This window comes from Mycobacterium sp. E2238 (genome assembly GCF_001672665.1).
In the GTDB taxonomy this organism is placed as follows: Bacteria; Actinomycetota; Actinomycetes; order Mycobacteriales; family Mycobacteriaceae; genus Mycobacterium.
The window spans coordinates 1-12,692 of record NZ_LZKF01000193.1; the positions used below are offsets into that span (position 1 = coordinate 1).

A 12,692-nucleotide genomic window follows, 5' to 3' on the forward strand; every position below is an offset into this window, starting at 1 on the left:
TGGGTGCGGGCCAGCATGTTTCGCCTTCTCAGTTGGCGCCGACGGCGCCGATCCACCGGGTGCCGCTCGCGGCCGCCGATTTGGGTGCGGGCCAGCATGTTTCGCCTTCTCAGTTGGCGCCGACGGCGCCGATCCACCGGGTGCCGCTCGCGGCCGCCTTGCCCGCCGAGCACGTCGCCCCAATGCACCTGCCCGCCGGCATGCCCAACGAACACGTCGTGCAGGCGCACGCGGCCGTCAAAGCCGCGGCCGGTCCGAAGCCCTTGCCGGCGCTGGCATAGCGAAACGACATAGAGAAAAGGAAGGTAGTCATGGATTTCGGTGCGATGCCCCCGGAGGTCAATTCGGGCCTGATGTACGCGGGCCCGGGCCCGGTGTCGATGCTGGCGGCGGCGACGGCGTGGGAGGGACTCGCCGCGGAGTTGCGTTCAGCCGCGACGAGCTACGGAACGGTGATCCTCGAGCTCACCGATGCCGCCTGGCAGGGCCCTTCGTCGGAAGCGATGGCGGCCGCCGCAGCCCCATACGTGGCCTGGATGCACGCCACGGCGGCGCAGGCCGAGCAGGCGGGGATGCAGGCGACCGCAGCCGCCGTCGCGCACGAGGTGGCGTTTGCGGCCACCGTGCCCCCGCCGGCGATCGCAGCCAACCGCGCCTTGCTGATGCAGCTCATCGCGACCAACTTCCTGGGCATCAACACACCGGCGATCGCGGCCACCGAGGCGCAGTACGGCGAGATGTGGGCCCAGGACGCGATGGCTATGTACGCCTACGCCGGCTCCTCTGCGGCGGCGGCCATGCTGGCGCCCATGATGGTCGCCCCGCCCACCACCAATCCCGGCGGGGTCGCGGCCAGCACCATGGCGGCGGGTGAGGCCAACATGCAAGCGACCATGGGGCTGCCGTCGACGCTCAATTCGTCCGCGTCGTCGCTGGCCAGCAGCTTCCCATCGGCGGTCAGCAGTTTTTCCGACCTGCTCGGCATGCCGTTCGGGCAGGCTGGCGGCGCCGCCATGTCGGGAGTGGCCGGGATGGCCGCGCCCACTGCGGGATTCGCGAGCGCTATGCCCGCATCCGGGGCATTTTCCCCGGCTGGGATGCCCGCACGCTTCATCCCCGCCGAACCCTTGATGACTGCACCGGAGCGGATGGCGCCGGCGCGGCTGATGCCGGCGGCGGCAATGGGGCAGGCCGCTCCGGTCGGAGGTCTTTCGGTGCCGCCGAGCTGGACCGCGGCGACCCCCGAGGCCGCCGCACCGGCCGGGGCCCCCCTGGCGGGCGCCGGCGCGGCGGCTCGGATGCTGAGACCCCCGCATAGCTCCGCGGCCCAAACGGGTGGCATGGAGATGCATGGATTCGGCGCCACCATGCCGGCTCCCGCCAGCGTATTGCCGCGCGTGGTCGGATGACGGGAAGGAGAAAGTCTGAACGCTTCGGTAGCCGAACTTCCAACGTGACAACAACTTTCGAAGGAGACATGTAATGACAACACGATTCATGACCGACCCGCACGAAATGCGGGCGATGGCGGGCCGCTTCGAGGTGCACGCCCAGACGGTTGAGGACGAGGCTCGCAAGATGTGGGCGTCCTCGATGAACATCGCCGGCTCCGGCTGGAGCGGTCAGGCGCAGGCCACCTCGTACGACACCATGGGCCAGGTCGATCAGGCATTCCGCAACATCGTCAACATGCTGCACGGCGTCCGCGACGGGCTGGTTCGCGACGCGAACAACTACGAGCAACAAGAGCAGGCGTCACAACAGATCCTGGGCAGCTAGCCCACCAACAACACAGGAGACGATCAACGATGACCATCAACTACCAGTTCGGCGATGTCGACGCCCACGGTGCCTTGATCCGCGCCCAGGCCGCGTCTCTGGAGGCCGAGCACCAGGCCATCATCCGCGATGTGCTTGCGGCCGGGGACTTCTGGGGCGGCGCCGGTTCGGTGGCCTGCCAGGAGTTCATCACCCAGTTGGGCCGCAACTTCCAGGTGATCTACGAGCAGGCCAACGCGCACGGGCAGAAGGTGCAGAGCGCCGGCAGCAACATGGCCAGCACCGACAGCGCCGTCGGCTCCAGCTGGGCCTGACGACCTAAGGAGTGACGAGGACTTTGCAGTGTCGCTCGGGGTCGGCGAGGTCGTCAAAGGCCGCGCCGACCCCGTCGAGGCCGACCTCGCCGGTGATCAGCGGGGTCGCGTCGATGTCGCCCTCGGCCAGCGCACGCAGCGAGTCGGTGAACTCCTCCGGGGTGTAGGCGAGTACGAACTGAACACTGATCTCTTTGGCAATCGCGAAGAATGGATGCACGGTGTCGGGCTGCATGCACACACCGGCCACTACCAACCGGGCGCCGGGCCGGGCCCGAAGCAACACGTCGTCGATGATCCCCGGCACTCCGACCGCCTCGAACACGACCGCGGGTTTGACCGAGTCGAACGGCGAACCCTGTGCGGCATCGAGCACCCGATGGGCGCCCATGGCGGTGGCGAGTTCGCGCCGCTTCGGCGAAAAATCCGCCGCGACAATGTCTTCGACGCCACGCGCACGAAGCGCCGCGATGATCGCGATGCCGATCGGACCGCAGCCGATGACCAGCGCCGTCTCGCCGGGCGCAATGTTGGACTTGTTGACGGCGTGCAACCCCACCGCCATAGGTTCGGTCAGGGCCGCATGTTTGAAGTCCAAGCCGTTCGGGATGGGCAGCAGGAGCGGCGCCGAGAGCAGCATTCGTTCGGCGTAGCCGCCGATTGTGCTGTTGCTGTACACGATTGGCTCCACGCCCTTGGCGGACAGCAAGACCGGAAGCGAGGTGACCAGCGTTCCCGGCGGGTGGGTTTCGGTGTCGGGTCCGGCCTCGAGCACCTCGGCGCTGAACTCGTGTCCCATGAAGACGTCGTGGTCCAGGTCGACGTGCATGCCGCCCGCACCGGCGGCCACTCGGTTGCTCATTTCCAGCACCTGCGCGCCGTGAGCGGCGAAATGCAGGTCGGACCCGCAGATCCCGCACGCCCGCACGCCGACGAGCACCTGCCCTGCCTCGGGCACGGGCTCCGGCACGTCGTCCCGGTAGACCATCCGTCCGTCTCGCAGTACCGCGGCGCGCATCAGCTTTGCCCGCCCTTCTGCTCCTCGACATGCTCGGTGATGGCTTTGACCACGGCCTCACCCGCTCGGCCGATCAACTGGTCGCGGTTGCCCTTGGCCCAGTCGTGCGACGAACGCGCCGCCTCGAGCTGGCCCTTGAAATGGGGAATCACCTTGCGCGCCATCAGGTCGTAGCAGTGGTACGTCGCCTCGGGTGATGCCCAGTCGTGGCCCAGCATCAGCAGCGTGCCGAACCCGCCTGAGCGGTCGAGCAGGTCTTCGATGTGGGCGATCGCGTCGTCGGGGGTGCCTATGCAGCAATTACCCTTGGCCGCGTAGTCCTCGACGAACTCATGCGGCGTCTGGGCGCCCTCCACGGCGTTGGCCAACGGGACGAAACCCGCGGCGCCGAAGTAGTTGGCGAAATCCTGCAACCCGTACGTGCAATCGTCGATGGCCTGCTCGCGGCTGTCCGCGATGTGCATGATGCTCAGAACACGCCAGTCGGACCGATTGGGCTCGTCCCGGCCGACTTTGGCGGCCTGCTCGCGCACCACGTCCCAGGTGGTTTCCAGAGCGGCGTAGCCGCCGGGCACGGACATCGACAGCGACAACAATGACGTGCCCAGCGTACCCGCAAGCCGCGGCCCGGACGGCGAAATCATTGCCGCCGTGGATATTTCGGGGTAGGGCCAGGTGTAGGGCCGAATATGCAACTGCGCGTCACGCAGGGTGAACCAGTCGGCATGGCGGTCTATCCGCTCGGAGGGCCCGGCGCGGAACAGCGCGAGGATCGCTTCCAGCGACTCCTGCATCATGTGTCGTTGATCGACCGGGTCGATGCCCATCATGTAGGCGTCCGAGGGCAGCGCGCCCGGGCCGGTGCCGAACATGACCCGGCCGCGGGTGAGGTGGTCGAGCAACACCCAGCGGTCGGCCACCATCAGCGGATGGTGGTAGGGCAGCGAAACCACTCCGGTGCCCAACCGGATGTGCTTCGTCCGCTCGGCCGCGGCCGCGATGAAAACTTCGGGGCAGGAAATCAGTTCGTAGCCACCGGAGTGGTGCTCGCCGAACCACGCTTCGTCGAAGCCGAGGCGATCCAGCGCGACCACGCGTTCCATGTCGTATTCCAAGGCCACCGTTGGCGATTGGCCGATCGGGTGAAACGGTGTGATGAAGACACCGAAGCGCAGGGGGGCGCTCATCGCAGCTCCAATTCGTTGAGGAAGTCCAGTAGGGCCGCGTTCACCTCGTTCGGGCGCTCCTGCTGCAGCCAGTGCCCCGCGCCGTCGATCATGACCTGACGGTAGGGGCCGATGATCAACTGCGACGCGCGGTCGGCGCGGGTGAACGTCAACACCGGATCGGCCGTCCCACCGATAAAGAGCGCCGGCACAGTGATTTTCGCGTCGGCGAGTTCAGGGGTGGTCTCCCAGTTGCGGTCGAAGTTGCGATACCAGTTCAGGCCGCCGGTGAATCCGGTGCGGGAAAACTCGCTGATGTATTGGTCGAGCTCGTCCTGGCTGAGCCAGTCCGGCAACCGATCCGGTTCGGGAAGGCGATCGATGAATCCCTCGGGACCGGGCGCCACCATGCGTGCCGCGGAGAGCGGGTCGCCCGACGTGCGCAGGCCGCCCAGCATCCGGCGGATCGTGCGGGCGGGATCACCGTTGAGCTCCGCGTCGGCGACGCCGGGCTCCTGGAAGTACAGGATGTAAAAGAACTTGTCGCCGAGCATCTTGCGCCACGCCTTCGTCGGCGCGACGTGCGAGCGGGGCACCGCCGGGACGCTGAGCCCGGCGACGGCCGCGACCCGATCCGGGTGCAGCAGCGGCGCATTCCACACCACGGCGGCGCCCCAGTCGTGTCCGATCCAGACGGCGCGTTCGGCGCCGACATCGTCGAGCAGGCCGACCAGGTCGGCCGTCAGCTGGTGAATGTCGTAAGCCTCGATGGCGTCCGGGCGAGAGGAGCCGCCGTAGCCGCGCTGGTCCGGTGCCAGCACGTGGTAGCCGGCCTCGGCGAGGACCGGTATCTGGTGGCGCCACGAATAGGCCAGCTCGGGAAAGCCGTGGGCCAAGATCACCACTGGCGCGCCGCGTTCTCCCGCCTCGACAACCCGCAGCCGCACACCGTTGGTCTCGACTAACCGTTCGGTTGATTTGAGCACCCTGTCACCAAAGCACACCGCCCGCGGGCTGAGAAGTATTCGCGTTTGATCGCGATTTGCATTCCAATGGCTTTGGTCCCTGGTAGATATCGCCGTGAGTGCTCGCACGACCGAAAGCAGGTGAACCCGGAGATGAAGCGGCTCGACCACGTCGTCCTATGGACGGGAGATCCGCGTGCGTCGATGGATTTCTACACCAGGGTGGTTGGTTTGGGGCCGGTGCGGTTTGCCGAGTTCGAGGCCGGCGATGCGCCGTTCCCCAGCGTGCGGGTGTGTGAGGACTCGATCATCGACCTGATGCCGCATGCCGCCGCCGATGCCACCGAGTCGATGACACGGACGCGGGGCAGCGCCGGGCGCCCGGTGAATCACGTTTGCCTCGCATTGTCGAAGGCCGAGTACGAGGCGCTGGATCAGCGCCTGCAAGCCGAGGGAGTGGACACGAGCGCGCGGTTGAGTCGCAGCTACGGCGCCCGCGGCTGGGCGCCGCAGGGGTACTACTTCACCGATCCGGACGGCAACGTGGTGGAGGCCCGCTATTACGAATGATGGGAGACCCGACAGGTCCGCCCACCGAACGTCACGCTGGCGCGACGCTCGGCGTGCCCGGAGGGAACCCCCGGTCGTTATATCCACAGAATGGTGGCAACCCCCAGCACCGGCTCGGCCGGGCTGACGATGACCACTACGACAACGGTGGCGACCCGCTGCGCTCCGGCTCTGCCGGAGCTGGCGATCGCCACTAGCGGTAACCTGGACTTTTCTAGCTGCGTGTATATCGGGGAAGGACCTGGCCGGCGAGGCCGATGATTGATGAACCGGAAAAACGTTATTCGCACCATCACGGCGATTGCCGTCGTAGTGCTGCTCGGTTGGTCGTTCTTCTACTTCAGCGACGACACTCGCGGCTATAAGCCCGTTGACACGTCGGTGGCGGTGGCGCAGATCAACGGCGACAACGTCAAGAGCGCGCAGATCGACGATCGCGAGCAGCAGCTGCGGCTGACCCTGAAAAAGGGCAACGGCGACACCGACAACTCGGACAAGGTCATCACCAAGTACCCGAGCGGGTACGCCGTCGATTTGTTCAACGCGCTGAGCGCTAAAAACGCCAAGGTCAGCACCGTCGTCAACCAGGGCAGCATCCTGGGCGAGCTGCTGGTCTACGTCCTGCCGTTGCTGTTGCTGGTCGGCCTGTTCGTGATGTTCTCCCGCATGCAGGGCGGCGCCCGAATGGGCTTCGGCTTCGGCAAATCCCGCGCAAAGCTGCTCAACAAGGACATGCCCAAGACCACGTTCGCCGACGTTGCGGGCGTCGACGAGGCCGTCGAAGAGCTCTACGAGATCAAGGACTTCCTGCAGAACCCCGGCCGCTATCAGGCGCTGGGCGCCAAGATCCCCAAGGGCGTGCTGCTCTACGGCCCGCCCGGGACCGGAAAGACGCTGCTGGCCCGTGCCGTGGCCGGGGAAGCCGGAGTTCCGTTCTTCACCATCTCCGGCTCGGACTTCGTCGAGATGTTCGTCGGCGTCGGCGCGTCACGGGTGCGCGACCTGTTCGAGCAGGCCAAGCAGAACAACCCGTGCATCATCTTCGTCGACGAGATCGACGCGGTGGGACGCCAGCGCGGCGCCGGCCTCGGCGGCGGCCACGACGAGCGCGAGCAAACGCTGAACCAGTTGCTGGTCGAAATGGACGGGTTCGACCCGCGCGCCGGGGTCATCCTGATCGCGGCCACCAACCGCCCCGATATCCTCGACCCCGCGCTGTTGCGGCCCGGCCGCTTCGACCGGCAGATCCCGGTGTCCAACCCGGACCTGGCGGGCCGCCGCGCGGTGCTGGAGGTGCATTCCAAGGGCAAGCCGATCGGTCCGGACGCCGACCTGGCCGGCCTGGCCAAGCGCACCGTAGGCATGACCGGTGCCGACCTGGCCAACGTCATCAACGAGGCGGCGCTGCTGACCGCCCGGGAGAACGGCACCGTCATCACCGGCGCCGCCCTGGAAGAGGCGGTGGACCGGGTGATCGGCGGGCCGCGCCGCAAGGGCCGCATCATCAGCGAGCAGGAAAAGAAGATCACCGCCTACCACGAGGGTGGGCACACCCTGGCCGCCTGGGCGATGCCGGACATCGAACCGATCTACAAGGTGACGATCCTGGCGCGCGGGCGTACCGGTGGGCACGCGGTGGCGGTGCCCGAGGAAGACAAGGGCCTGCGGACACGCTCGGAGATGATCGCGCAGCTGGTGTTCGCGATGGGCGGGCGTGCGGCCGAGGAGTTGGTGTTCCGGGAGCCGACGACCGGCGCGGTGTCCGACATCGAGCAGGCCACCAAGGTGGCCCGCGCGATGGTCACCGAGTTCGGCATGAGTTCCAAGCTGGGCGCGGTCAAGTACGGCACCGAGCACGGCGACCCGTTCCTGGGCCGGACGATGGGGACGCAGGCCGACTACTCGCACGAGGTCGCCCGCGACATCGACGACGAAATCCGCAAGCTCATCGAGGCGGCCCACACCGAGGCGTGGGAGATCCTCACCGAATACCGCGACGTGCTCGACACGTTGGCCGGGCAGTTGCTGGAGAAGGAGACCCTGCACCGGGCCGAGCTGGAGGGCATCTTCGCCGACGTCGAAAAGCGGCCCCGGCTCACCATGTTCGACGACTTCGGTGGCCGCATCCCGTCCGACAAGCCGCCGATCAAGACGCCCGGCGAATTGGCGATCGAGCGCGGCGAGCCGTGGCCACCACCGGTTCCCGAACCGGCCTTCAAGGCGGCCATCGCGCGAGCCAGCCAAGCCGCCGCGGAAGCCGACCGAAACAACAACGGCGGCAACGGTTCTCAAGGGGCGGCGGCGCGTCCGGGCGTGCCGCACGGCCCCACCCAGCCGGACTACGGTGCGCCGGCGGGTTGGCATGCGCCCGGCTGGCCGCCGCATGGTCAGCAACCGAATCACTGGTATCCGCCGCCCCAAGCCCCGCAGCAGCCGTACTGGCCGCAGCCGGCGGGGAACTACCCGGGCCACCCGGGTCACCAAAATCAGCAGGGTCAGGCGCAGCCGCCCTACCCGCCGTATCCGCCTTACCCGCCGCCCGGGCTGCCCGACCCGAACGGCGGAAAGTCTCCCGAACAGCAGGACGACGACGTGAGCCGGTCCAACCCACCGGCTCACGGCTGACGAACGGAGGATTCGATGGCCGTGACGGATTTGGGGCCGGACACCGCCGCTACCGCCATCCGGGTGTTCGACCAGGCGCGTGCCGAAGCCGCGGTTCGCGAATTGCTGTACGCGGTCGGCGAGGATCCGGACCGCCACGGCCTGCGGGAAACGCCGGCTCGTGTCGCCCGCGCTTACCAGGAGATGTTCGCCGGCCTTTACACCGACCCCGACAGCGTGCTCAACACGATGTTCGACGAGGAACACGACGAGCTGGTGTTGGTCAAGGAGATCCCGCTGTACTCCACCTGCGAGCACCACCTGGTGTCTTTCCATGGTGTGGCCCATGTCGGCTACATCCCCGGCGCCGACGGACGGGTCACCGGGCTGTCGAAGATCGCGCGGCTGGTTGACCTTTACGCCAAGCGGCCGCAGGTGCAGGAACGGCTGACCAGCCAGATCGCCGACGCCCTGATGAAGAAACTCAATCCGCGGGGCGTGATCGTCGTGATCGAGGCCGAGCACCTGTGCATGGCCATGCGCGGGGTTCGCAAGCCCGGTGCGACCACGACGACCTCGGCGGTGCGCGGACTTTTCAAGACCAATGCCGCTTCCCGATCCGAAGCCCTCGATCTCATCCTGCGTAAGTGAGTCGGCGCCTGTGCGGGTTATGGGAGTCCTGAACGTCACCGACGACTCGTTCTCCGATGGCGGCCGCTATCTCGACACCGGCAACGCGGTGGCGCACGGACTGGCACTCGCCGCCGACGGCGCGGACATCGTGGATGTCGGGGGGGAGTCGACTCGGCCCGGTGCCACCCGGATCGACTCCCGGGTCGAGATCTCTCGGGTGATCCCTGTCGTCAAAGAGCTTGTGGCAGAGGGAATCACGGTGAGCATCGACACCATGCACGCGGACGTCGCGCGAGCGGCGCTGCAGAACGGTGCGCGGATCGTCAACGATGTGTCGGGGGGACGCGCCGATCCCGCGATGGCGCCACTGCTGGCCGACGCCGGGGTGCCCTGGGTGCTGATGCATTGGCGGTCCGTGTCGGCCGAGCGCCCGCATGCGGCCCCGCACTACGACGACGTGGTCGCCGAAGTGCGCGGCGAGCTACTCGCCAGCGTCGACGCCGCGGTGGCCGCGGGCGTCGATGCCGCCAACCTGGTGATCGACCCGGGACTCGGGTTCGCCAAGACGGGTCAACACAATTGGGCGCTGCTGCGTGCGTTGCCGCAGCTGGTCGCCACCGGAATCCCGGTGCTCCTGGGCGCATCGCGCAAACGGTTCCTCGGTACGTTGTTAGCCGGGCCGGATGGCTCACCGCGCCCCCCCGCGGGTCGTGAGACGGCGACGGCCGTGATCTCCGCGCTGGCAGCCCTGTACGGGGCGTGGGGCGTTCGCGTGCACGACGTGCGGGCCACGGCCGACGCCCTCAAGGTGGTGGGGGCCTGGACGCAGGAAGCGCAGCAGACGGCTGGAGACGATGGCTGATCGAATCGAATTGCGGGGGTTGACGATTCGTGGACGACACGGAGTTTTCGATCACGAGCGGGCGGACGGGCAAGACTTTGTTCTCGATATGACGGTGTGGATCGACCTCGCCGGAGCCGCGGCCAGCGACGAGCTGGCCGACACCTACGACTACGCCGCCCTGGCCGAACTGGCGGCCGACGTGGTGGCCGGGCCGCCGCGCAACTTGATAGAAGCGGTCGGGGGCGAGATCGCCGACCGGGTGATGGAAGACGACAGAGTGCACGCCGTCGAGGTGGTGGTGCACAAGCCGCAGGCCCCGATCCCGCAGCAGTTCGCCGACGTCGCGGTGGTGGTGCGGCGGTCGCGGCGCGGCGGTCGCGGTTCGGTGGTCCCGGCGGAGCGGCGCCTATGACCCGCGACGACGACGATGACGCCGGCGTAGCCGGGGTCATGGGGGTACCGCCCGCTTGCGGGGGAGAGCGGCGCCTATGACTTGGGTGGTGTTGTCCATCGGCTCCAACCTGGGCGACCGGTTGGCGCGTCTGCAGTCGGTCGTCGACGGGCTGGGCGAGAAGGTGCTGGCGGTATCCCCGGTGTACGAGACCGATCCGTGGGGCCGGGTCGATCAGGCACCGTTTCTCAACGCGGTGCTGATCGCCAACGATCCGGCGTGCGACGGGCAATGCTGGCTGCGCCGGGCCCAGGAATTCGAGCGGGCGGCGGGACGGGTGCGCGGCGAACGCTGGGGCCCGCGCACCCTCGACGTCGACCTGATCGCCTGTTACGGCGAGACGGAGGTGGTCTCCCGCGAGAACAACCTGACGCTGCCGCACCCGCTGGCCCATTTGCGGGCCTTCGTCATGATCCCGTGGCTTGCCATCGACCCCGATGCCCAGCTGACCGTCGGTGAGGGACCGCGACCGGTCGCGAGCCTGCTCGCCGAACTGGAACCGGCCGACCGGGAAAGCGTCCGGCTGACCAGCCTCACGCTCGAGCGGGCGGGCAGTCCCCCGGCGGATCCGGAACCGGACACCTGATGGGCCCGACCCGCAAACGTGACCTCACGGCCGCGGTGGTCGGCGCTGCGGTGGTCGGTTATCTGCTGGTGACCGCCCTGTACCGGTGGTTTCCGCCCATCACGGTCTGGACAGGCCTGTCGCTGCTGGCGGTGGCCATCGCGGAAGCCCTGTGGGCGCGCCACGTGCGGACCAAGATCACCGACGGCGAAATCGGCGTCGGCCCCGGCTGGCTGCATCCGCTGGCGGTGGCGCGCAGCCTCATGGTCGCCAAGGCGTCGGCCTGGGTGGGCGCGCTGGTGCTGGGTTGGTGGGTCGGAGTGCTCGTGTACTTCCTGCCGCGGCGGTCCTGGCTGCGTTCGGCCGCCGAGGACACGAGCGGCGCCGTGGTTGCGGCCGTCAGCGCGCTGGCACTACTCGTCGCCGCGCTGTGGCTGCAGCATTGCTGCAAGTCGCCGCCCGATCAGACCGAGCACGGCGAAGGCGCGGAAAACTAGCCCAGTCGTGCTCCCCGGCCAACCCGCGCGAGAATCGCCGGAGTAGGGCGACACGCGGAATGACCTCGCGCAGGTACAGTCAGGCCATGACCGTTCTGTCCCGCGGCGCCCGGGTTCGGCGCGGCGGCCGCAGGCCGGGGTGGGTGCTCTTGACCGCGTTGCTGGTCCTCGCGATGGGGGCCAGTTCCGCGCTGGTTTTCACCAATCGGGTGGAACTCCTCAAGCTCGCTGTAATCCTGGCGCTGTGGGCCGCAGTCGCCGGCGCCTTCGTGTCGGTGCTGTACCGCCGCCAGAGCGACGCGGATCAATCCCGCGTGCGCGACCTCAAGCTCGTGTACGACCTGCAGCTGGATCGCGAAATCTCGGCCCGCCGCGAGTACGAACTGACCGTGGAGTCCCAGCTGCGCCGCGAATTGGCTTCCGAGCTGCGCGCTCAGGCCGCCGACGACCTGGCCGAGCTGCGGGCGGAGTTGAGCGCGTTGCGCACCAGCCTGGAGATCCTGTTCGACACCGACCTGGCTCACCGCCCGGCCCTGGAGACCCCGGAGACCGAGGCGCCACGCGAGCGCGCGTACAGCGAGTGGGACCGCAACGGCGAAACCCCGCGTGACGCGCCCTACGACTGGGTCGCCAGCGACCGGGTCACCTCCGTCCCCCAGGAAACGCCCGCGGGCCGCGCCGACGAAACGGCAATCATCGACGTGCCCGAGGAACCGCTGTTGCCGCCCCGGCAGGCGCAGCCCCGCCGCGAGCGGGTCCGTCACCAGTACGAAGCGCCGCAAGAGCCGGGGCCGCCGCCCCAACCGGAGCCGTCGTACAGCGCCGCGCCGCCCCCGCCGGAGCCGCGATTCGAACCGCGCCAGCAGCCGCCGCCGCCGCCCCAGCCGGAGCCGACGCCGGAGCCGGCGCCTCAGCCGCAAGCGCAGGGCTGGCAGCCCGCGGGTGCGTCGGGACTGTGGTTGCCGCCCGGGACGCCGGGCAGCAACTGGGCCGGCTCCGAATCGACCGCCGCACCGGCCGACGAAACGTCGGGCCGGCGGCGCGCCCGCCACACCGAGTCGGACGAGGCCTGGGCCGGCCCGGTCTCCGAGCCGGTGACGCCGCCCTACGGCGAATCGGGTCGCCGGGCGCGGTCGCGCCACTCGGCGGAGTACCGCGACTACGGCGTGCGCAACTTCACGCCCACGAACGAGCCGGCCTTCACACCGCCGCCCCCCTGGAGCGGGTTGACGAAGATCGAGACCGCGACCACCGAGCCGGGTACCCGCTTGGCGGCGCGGTGCAGG

General features: G+C 68.5%; 13 protein-coding genes and 3 pseudogenes. 12 read left to right on the forward strand and 4 right to left on the reverse strand.

What is annotated here, in order from left to right; translation table 11 throughout:
* From A5711_RS17915 to A5711_RS17930, 4 genes and pseudogenes are all read left to right on the forward strand, one after another.
* Nucleotides 1-281, forward strand: a pseudogene (locus tag A5711_RS17915) (hypothetical protein); the annotation flags it as partial.
* A gap of 30 nt (nucleotides 282-311) precedes the next feature.
* Nucleotides 312-1,409 (forward strand): PPE family protein, encoded by a 1,098-nt coding sequence (locus A5711_RS17920; RefSeq protein WP_067948827.1) that lies wholly within the window; start codon nucleotides 312-314, stop codon nucleotides 1,407-1,409.
* 73 nt (nucleotides 1,410-1,482) lie between these two features.
* Nucleotides 1,483-1,779 carry a WXG100 family type VII secretion target gene (locus A5711_RS17925; protein ID WP_066955551.1) on the forward strand — a complete coding sequence of 99 codons (297 nt, stop codon included), beginning with the start codon at nucleotides 1,483-1,485 and terminating at the stop codon, nucleotides 1,777-1,779.
* 29 nt (nucleotides 1,780-1,808) lie between these two features.
* Nucleotides 1,809-2,093 (forward strand): WXG100 family type VII secretion target, encoded by a 285-nt coding sequence (locus tag A5711_RS17930; RefSeq protein ID WP_067948830.1) that lies wholly within the window; start codon nucleotides 1,809-1,811, stop codon nucleotides 2,091-2,093.
* 4 nt (nucleotides 2,094-2,097) lie between these two features.
* Here A5711_RS17930 and A5711_RS17935 read toward each other — a convergent pair whose 3' ends face one another.
* The 3 genes from A5711_RS17935 to A5711_RS17945 are packed head-to-tail and all read right to left on the reverse strand — an operon-like array spanning nucleotide 2,098 to nucleotide 5,263.
* Nucleotides 2,098-3,111 carry a zinc-binding dehydrogenase gene (locus A5711_RS17935; protein ID WP_067948832.1) on the reverse strand — a complete coding sequence of 338 codons (1,014 nt, stop codon included), beginning with the start codon at nucleotides 3,109-3,111 and terminating at the stop codon, nucleotides 2,098-2,100.
* Nucleotides 3,111-4,298 carry an LLM class flavin-dependent oxidoreductase gene (locus tag A5711_RS17940; RefSeq protein WP_067948834.1) on the reverse strand — a complete coding sequence of 396 codons (1,188 nt, stop codon included), beginning with the start codon at nucleotides 4,296-4,298 and terminating at the stop codon, nucleotides 3,111-3,113. The genes A5711_RS17935 and A5711_RS17940 overlap by 1 nt, the downstream gene beginning before the upstream one ends.
* Nucleotides 4,295-5,263 (reverse strand): alpha/beta fold hydrolase, encoded by a 969-nt coding sequence (locus A5711_RS17945; RefSeq protein ID WP_156744982.1) that lies wholly within the window; start codon nucleotides 5,261-5,263, stop codon nucleotides 4,295-4,297. The genes A5711_RS17940 and A5711_RS17945 overlap by 4 nt, the downstream gene beginning before the upstream one ends.
* A gap of 132 nt (nucleotides 5,264-5,395) precedes the next feature.
* Between A5711_RS17945 and A5711_RS17950 the strand changes: the two genes are divergently transcribed.
* The 8 genes and pseudogenes from A5711_RS17950 to A5711_RS28080 form a co-directional block, all read left to right on the forward strand.
* Nucleotides 5,396-5,812, forward strand: a complete 417-nt coding sequence (locus A5711_RS17950) for a VOC family protein (protein ID WP_067948851.1) — start codon at nucleotides 5,396-5,398, stop codon at nucleotides 5,810-5,812.
* A gap of 264 nt (nucleotides 5,813-6,076) precedes the next feature.
* On the forward strand, nucleotides 6,077-8,437 hold the full coding sequence (gene ftsH, locus A5711_RS17955) for an ATP-dependent zinc metalloprotease FtsH (protein ID WP_067948836.1): 2,361 nt from the start codon (nucleotides 6,077-6,079) through the stop codon (nucleotides 8,435-8,437).
* A gap of 15 nt (nucleotides 8,438-8,452) precedes the next feature.
* Nucleotides 8,453-9,067, forward strand: a complete 615-nt coding sequence (gene folE / locus A5711_RS17960) for a GTP cyclohydrolase I FolE (RefSeq protein WP_067948838.1) — start codon at nucleotides 8,453-8,455, stop codon at nucleotides 9,065-9,067.
* Complete coding sequence (gene folP / locus A5711_RS17965) at nucleotides 9,021-9,911, forward strand: dihydropteroate synthase (protein WP_197520160.1); 891 nt, start codon at nucleotides 9,021-9,023, stop codon at nucleotides 9,909-9,911. The genes folE and folP overlap by 47 nt, the downstream gene beginning before the upstream one ends.
* Nucleotides 9,904-10,305, forward strand: a complete 402-nt coding sequence (gene folB, locus A5711_RS17970; protein WP_067948842.1) for a dihydroneopterin aldolase — start codon at nucleotides 9,904-9,906, stop codon at nucleotides 10,303-10,305. The genes folP and folB overlap by 8 nt, the downstream gene beginning before the upstream one ends.
* 76 nt (nucleotides 10,306-10,381) lie before the next feature.
* Nucleotides 10,382-10,930 carry a 2-amino-4-hydroxy-6-hydroxymethyldihydropteridine diphosphokinase gene (gene folK / locus A5711_RS17975; protein ID WP_067948844.1) on the forward strand — a complete coding sequence of 183 codons (549 nt, stop codon included), beginning with the start codon at nucleotides 10,382-10,384 and terminating at the stop codon, nucleotides 10,928-10,930.
* Nucleotides 10,930-11,406, forward strand: coding sequence for a DUF3180 domain-containing protein (locus A5711_RS17980; RefSeq protein ID WP_067948846.1), 477 nt, complete (start codon nucleotides 10,930-10,932; stop codon nucleotides 11,404-11,406). The genes folK and A5711_RS17980 overlap by 1 nt, the downstream gene beginning before the upstream one ends.
* Nucleotides 11,407-11,579: 173 nt before the next feature.
* Nucleotides 11,580-11,933, forward strand: a pseudogene (locus tag A5711_RS28080) (DUF6779 domain-containing protein); the annotation flags it as partial.
* A 677-nt stretch (nucleotides 11,934-12,610) separates the two neighbouring features.
* Here A5711_RS28080 and A5711_RS27685 read toward each other — a convergent pair.
* A pseudogene (locus tag A5711_RS27685) lies at nucleotides 12,611-12,692 on the reverse strand (hypothetical protein); the annotation flags it as partial.

What these genes read in the sequence shown, in the direction of transcription:
- folE (WP_067948838.1), top strand. Translation starts at nt 8,453, where the DNA reads ATGGCCGTGACGGATTTGGGGCCGGACACCGCCGCTACCGCCATCCGG.
- A5711_RS17980 (WP_067948846.1), top strand. Translation starts at nt 10,930, where the DNA reads ATGGGCCCGACCCGCAAACGTGACCTCACGGCCGCGGTGGTCGGCGCT.
- A5711_RS17950 (WP_067948851.1), top strand. Translation starts at nt 5,396, where the DNA reads ATGAAGCGGCTCGACCACGTCGTCCTATGGACGGGAGATCCGCGTGCG.
- A5711_RS17920 (WP_067948827.1), top strand. Translation starts at nt 312, where the DNA reads ATGGATTTCGGTGCGATGCCCCCGGAGGTCAATTCGGGCCTGATGTAC.
- folP (WP_197520160.1), top strand. Translation starts at nt 9,021, where the DNA reads ATGCCGCTTCCCGATCCGAAGCCCTCGATCTCATCCTGCGTAAGTGAG.
- A5711_RS17940 (WP_067948834.1), bottom strand. Translation starts at nt 4,298, where the DNA reads ATGAGCGCCCCCCTGCGCTTCGGTGTCTTCATCACACCGTTTCACCCG.
- A5711_RS17930 (WP_067948830.1), top strand. Translation starts at nt 1,809, where the DNA reads ATGACCATCAACTACCAGTTCGGCGATGTCGACGCCCACGGTGCCTTG.
- folB (WP_067948842.1), top strand. Translation starts at nt 9,904, where the DNA reads ATGGCTGATCGAATCGAATTGCGGGGGTTGACGATTCGTGGACGACAC.
- folK (WP_067948844.1), top strand. Translation starts at nt 10,382, where the DNA reads ATGACTTGGGTGGTGTTGTCCATCGGCTCCAACCTGGGCGACCGGTTG.
- ftsH (WP_067948836.1), top strand. Translation starts at nt 6,077, where the DNA reads ATGAACCGGAAAAACGTTATTCGCACCATCACGGCGATTGCCGTCGTA.
- A5711_RS17935 (WP_067948832.1), bottom strand. Translation starts at nt 3,111, where the DNA reads ATGCGCGCCGCGGTACTGCGAGACGGACGGATGGTCTACCGGGACGAC.
- A5711_RS17925 (WP_066955551.1), top strand. Translation starts at nt 1,483, where the DNA reads ATGACAACACGATTCATGACCGACCCGCACGAAATGCGGGCGATGGCG.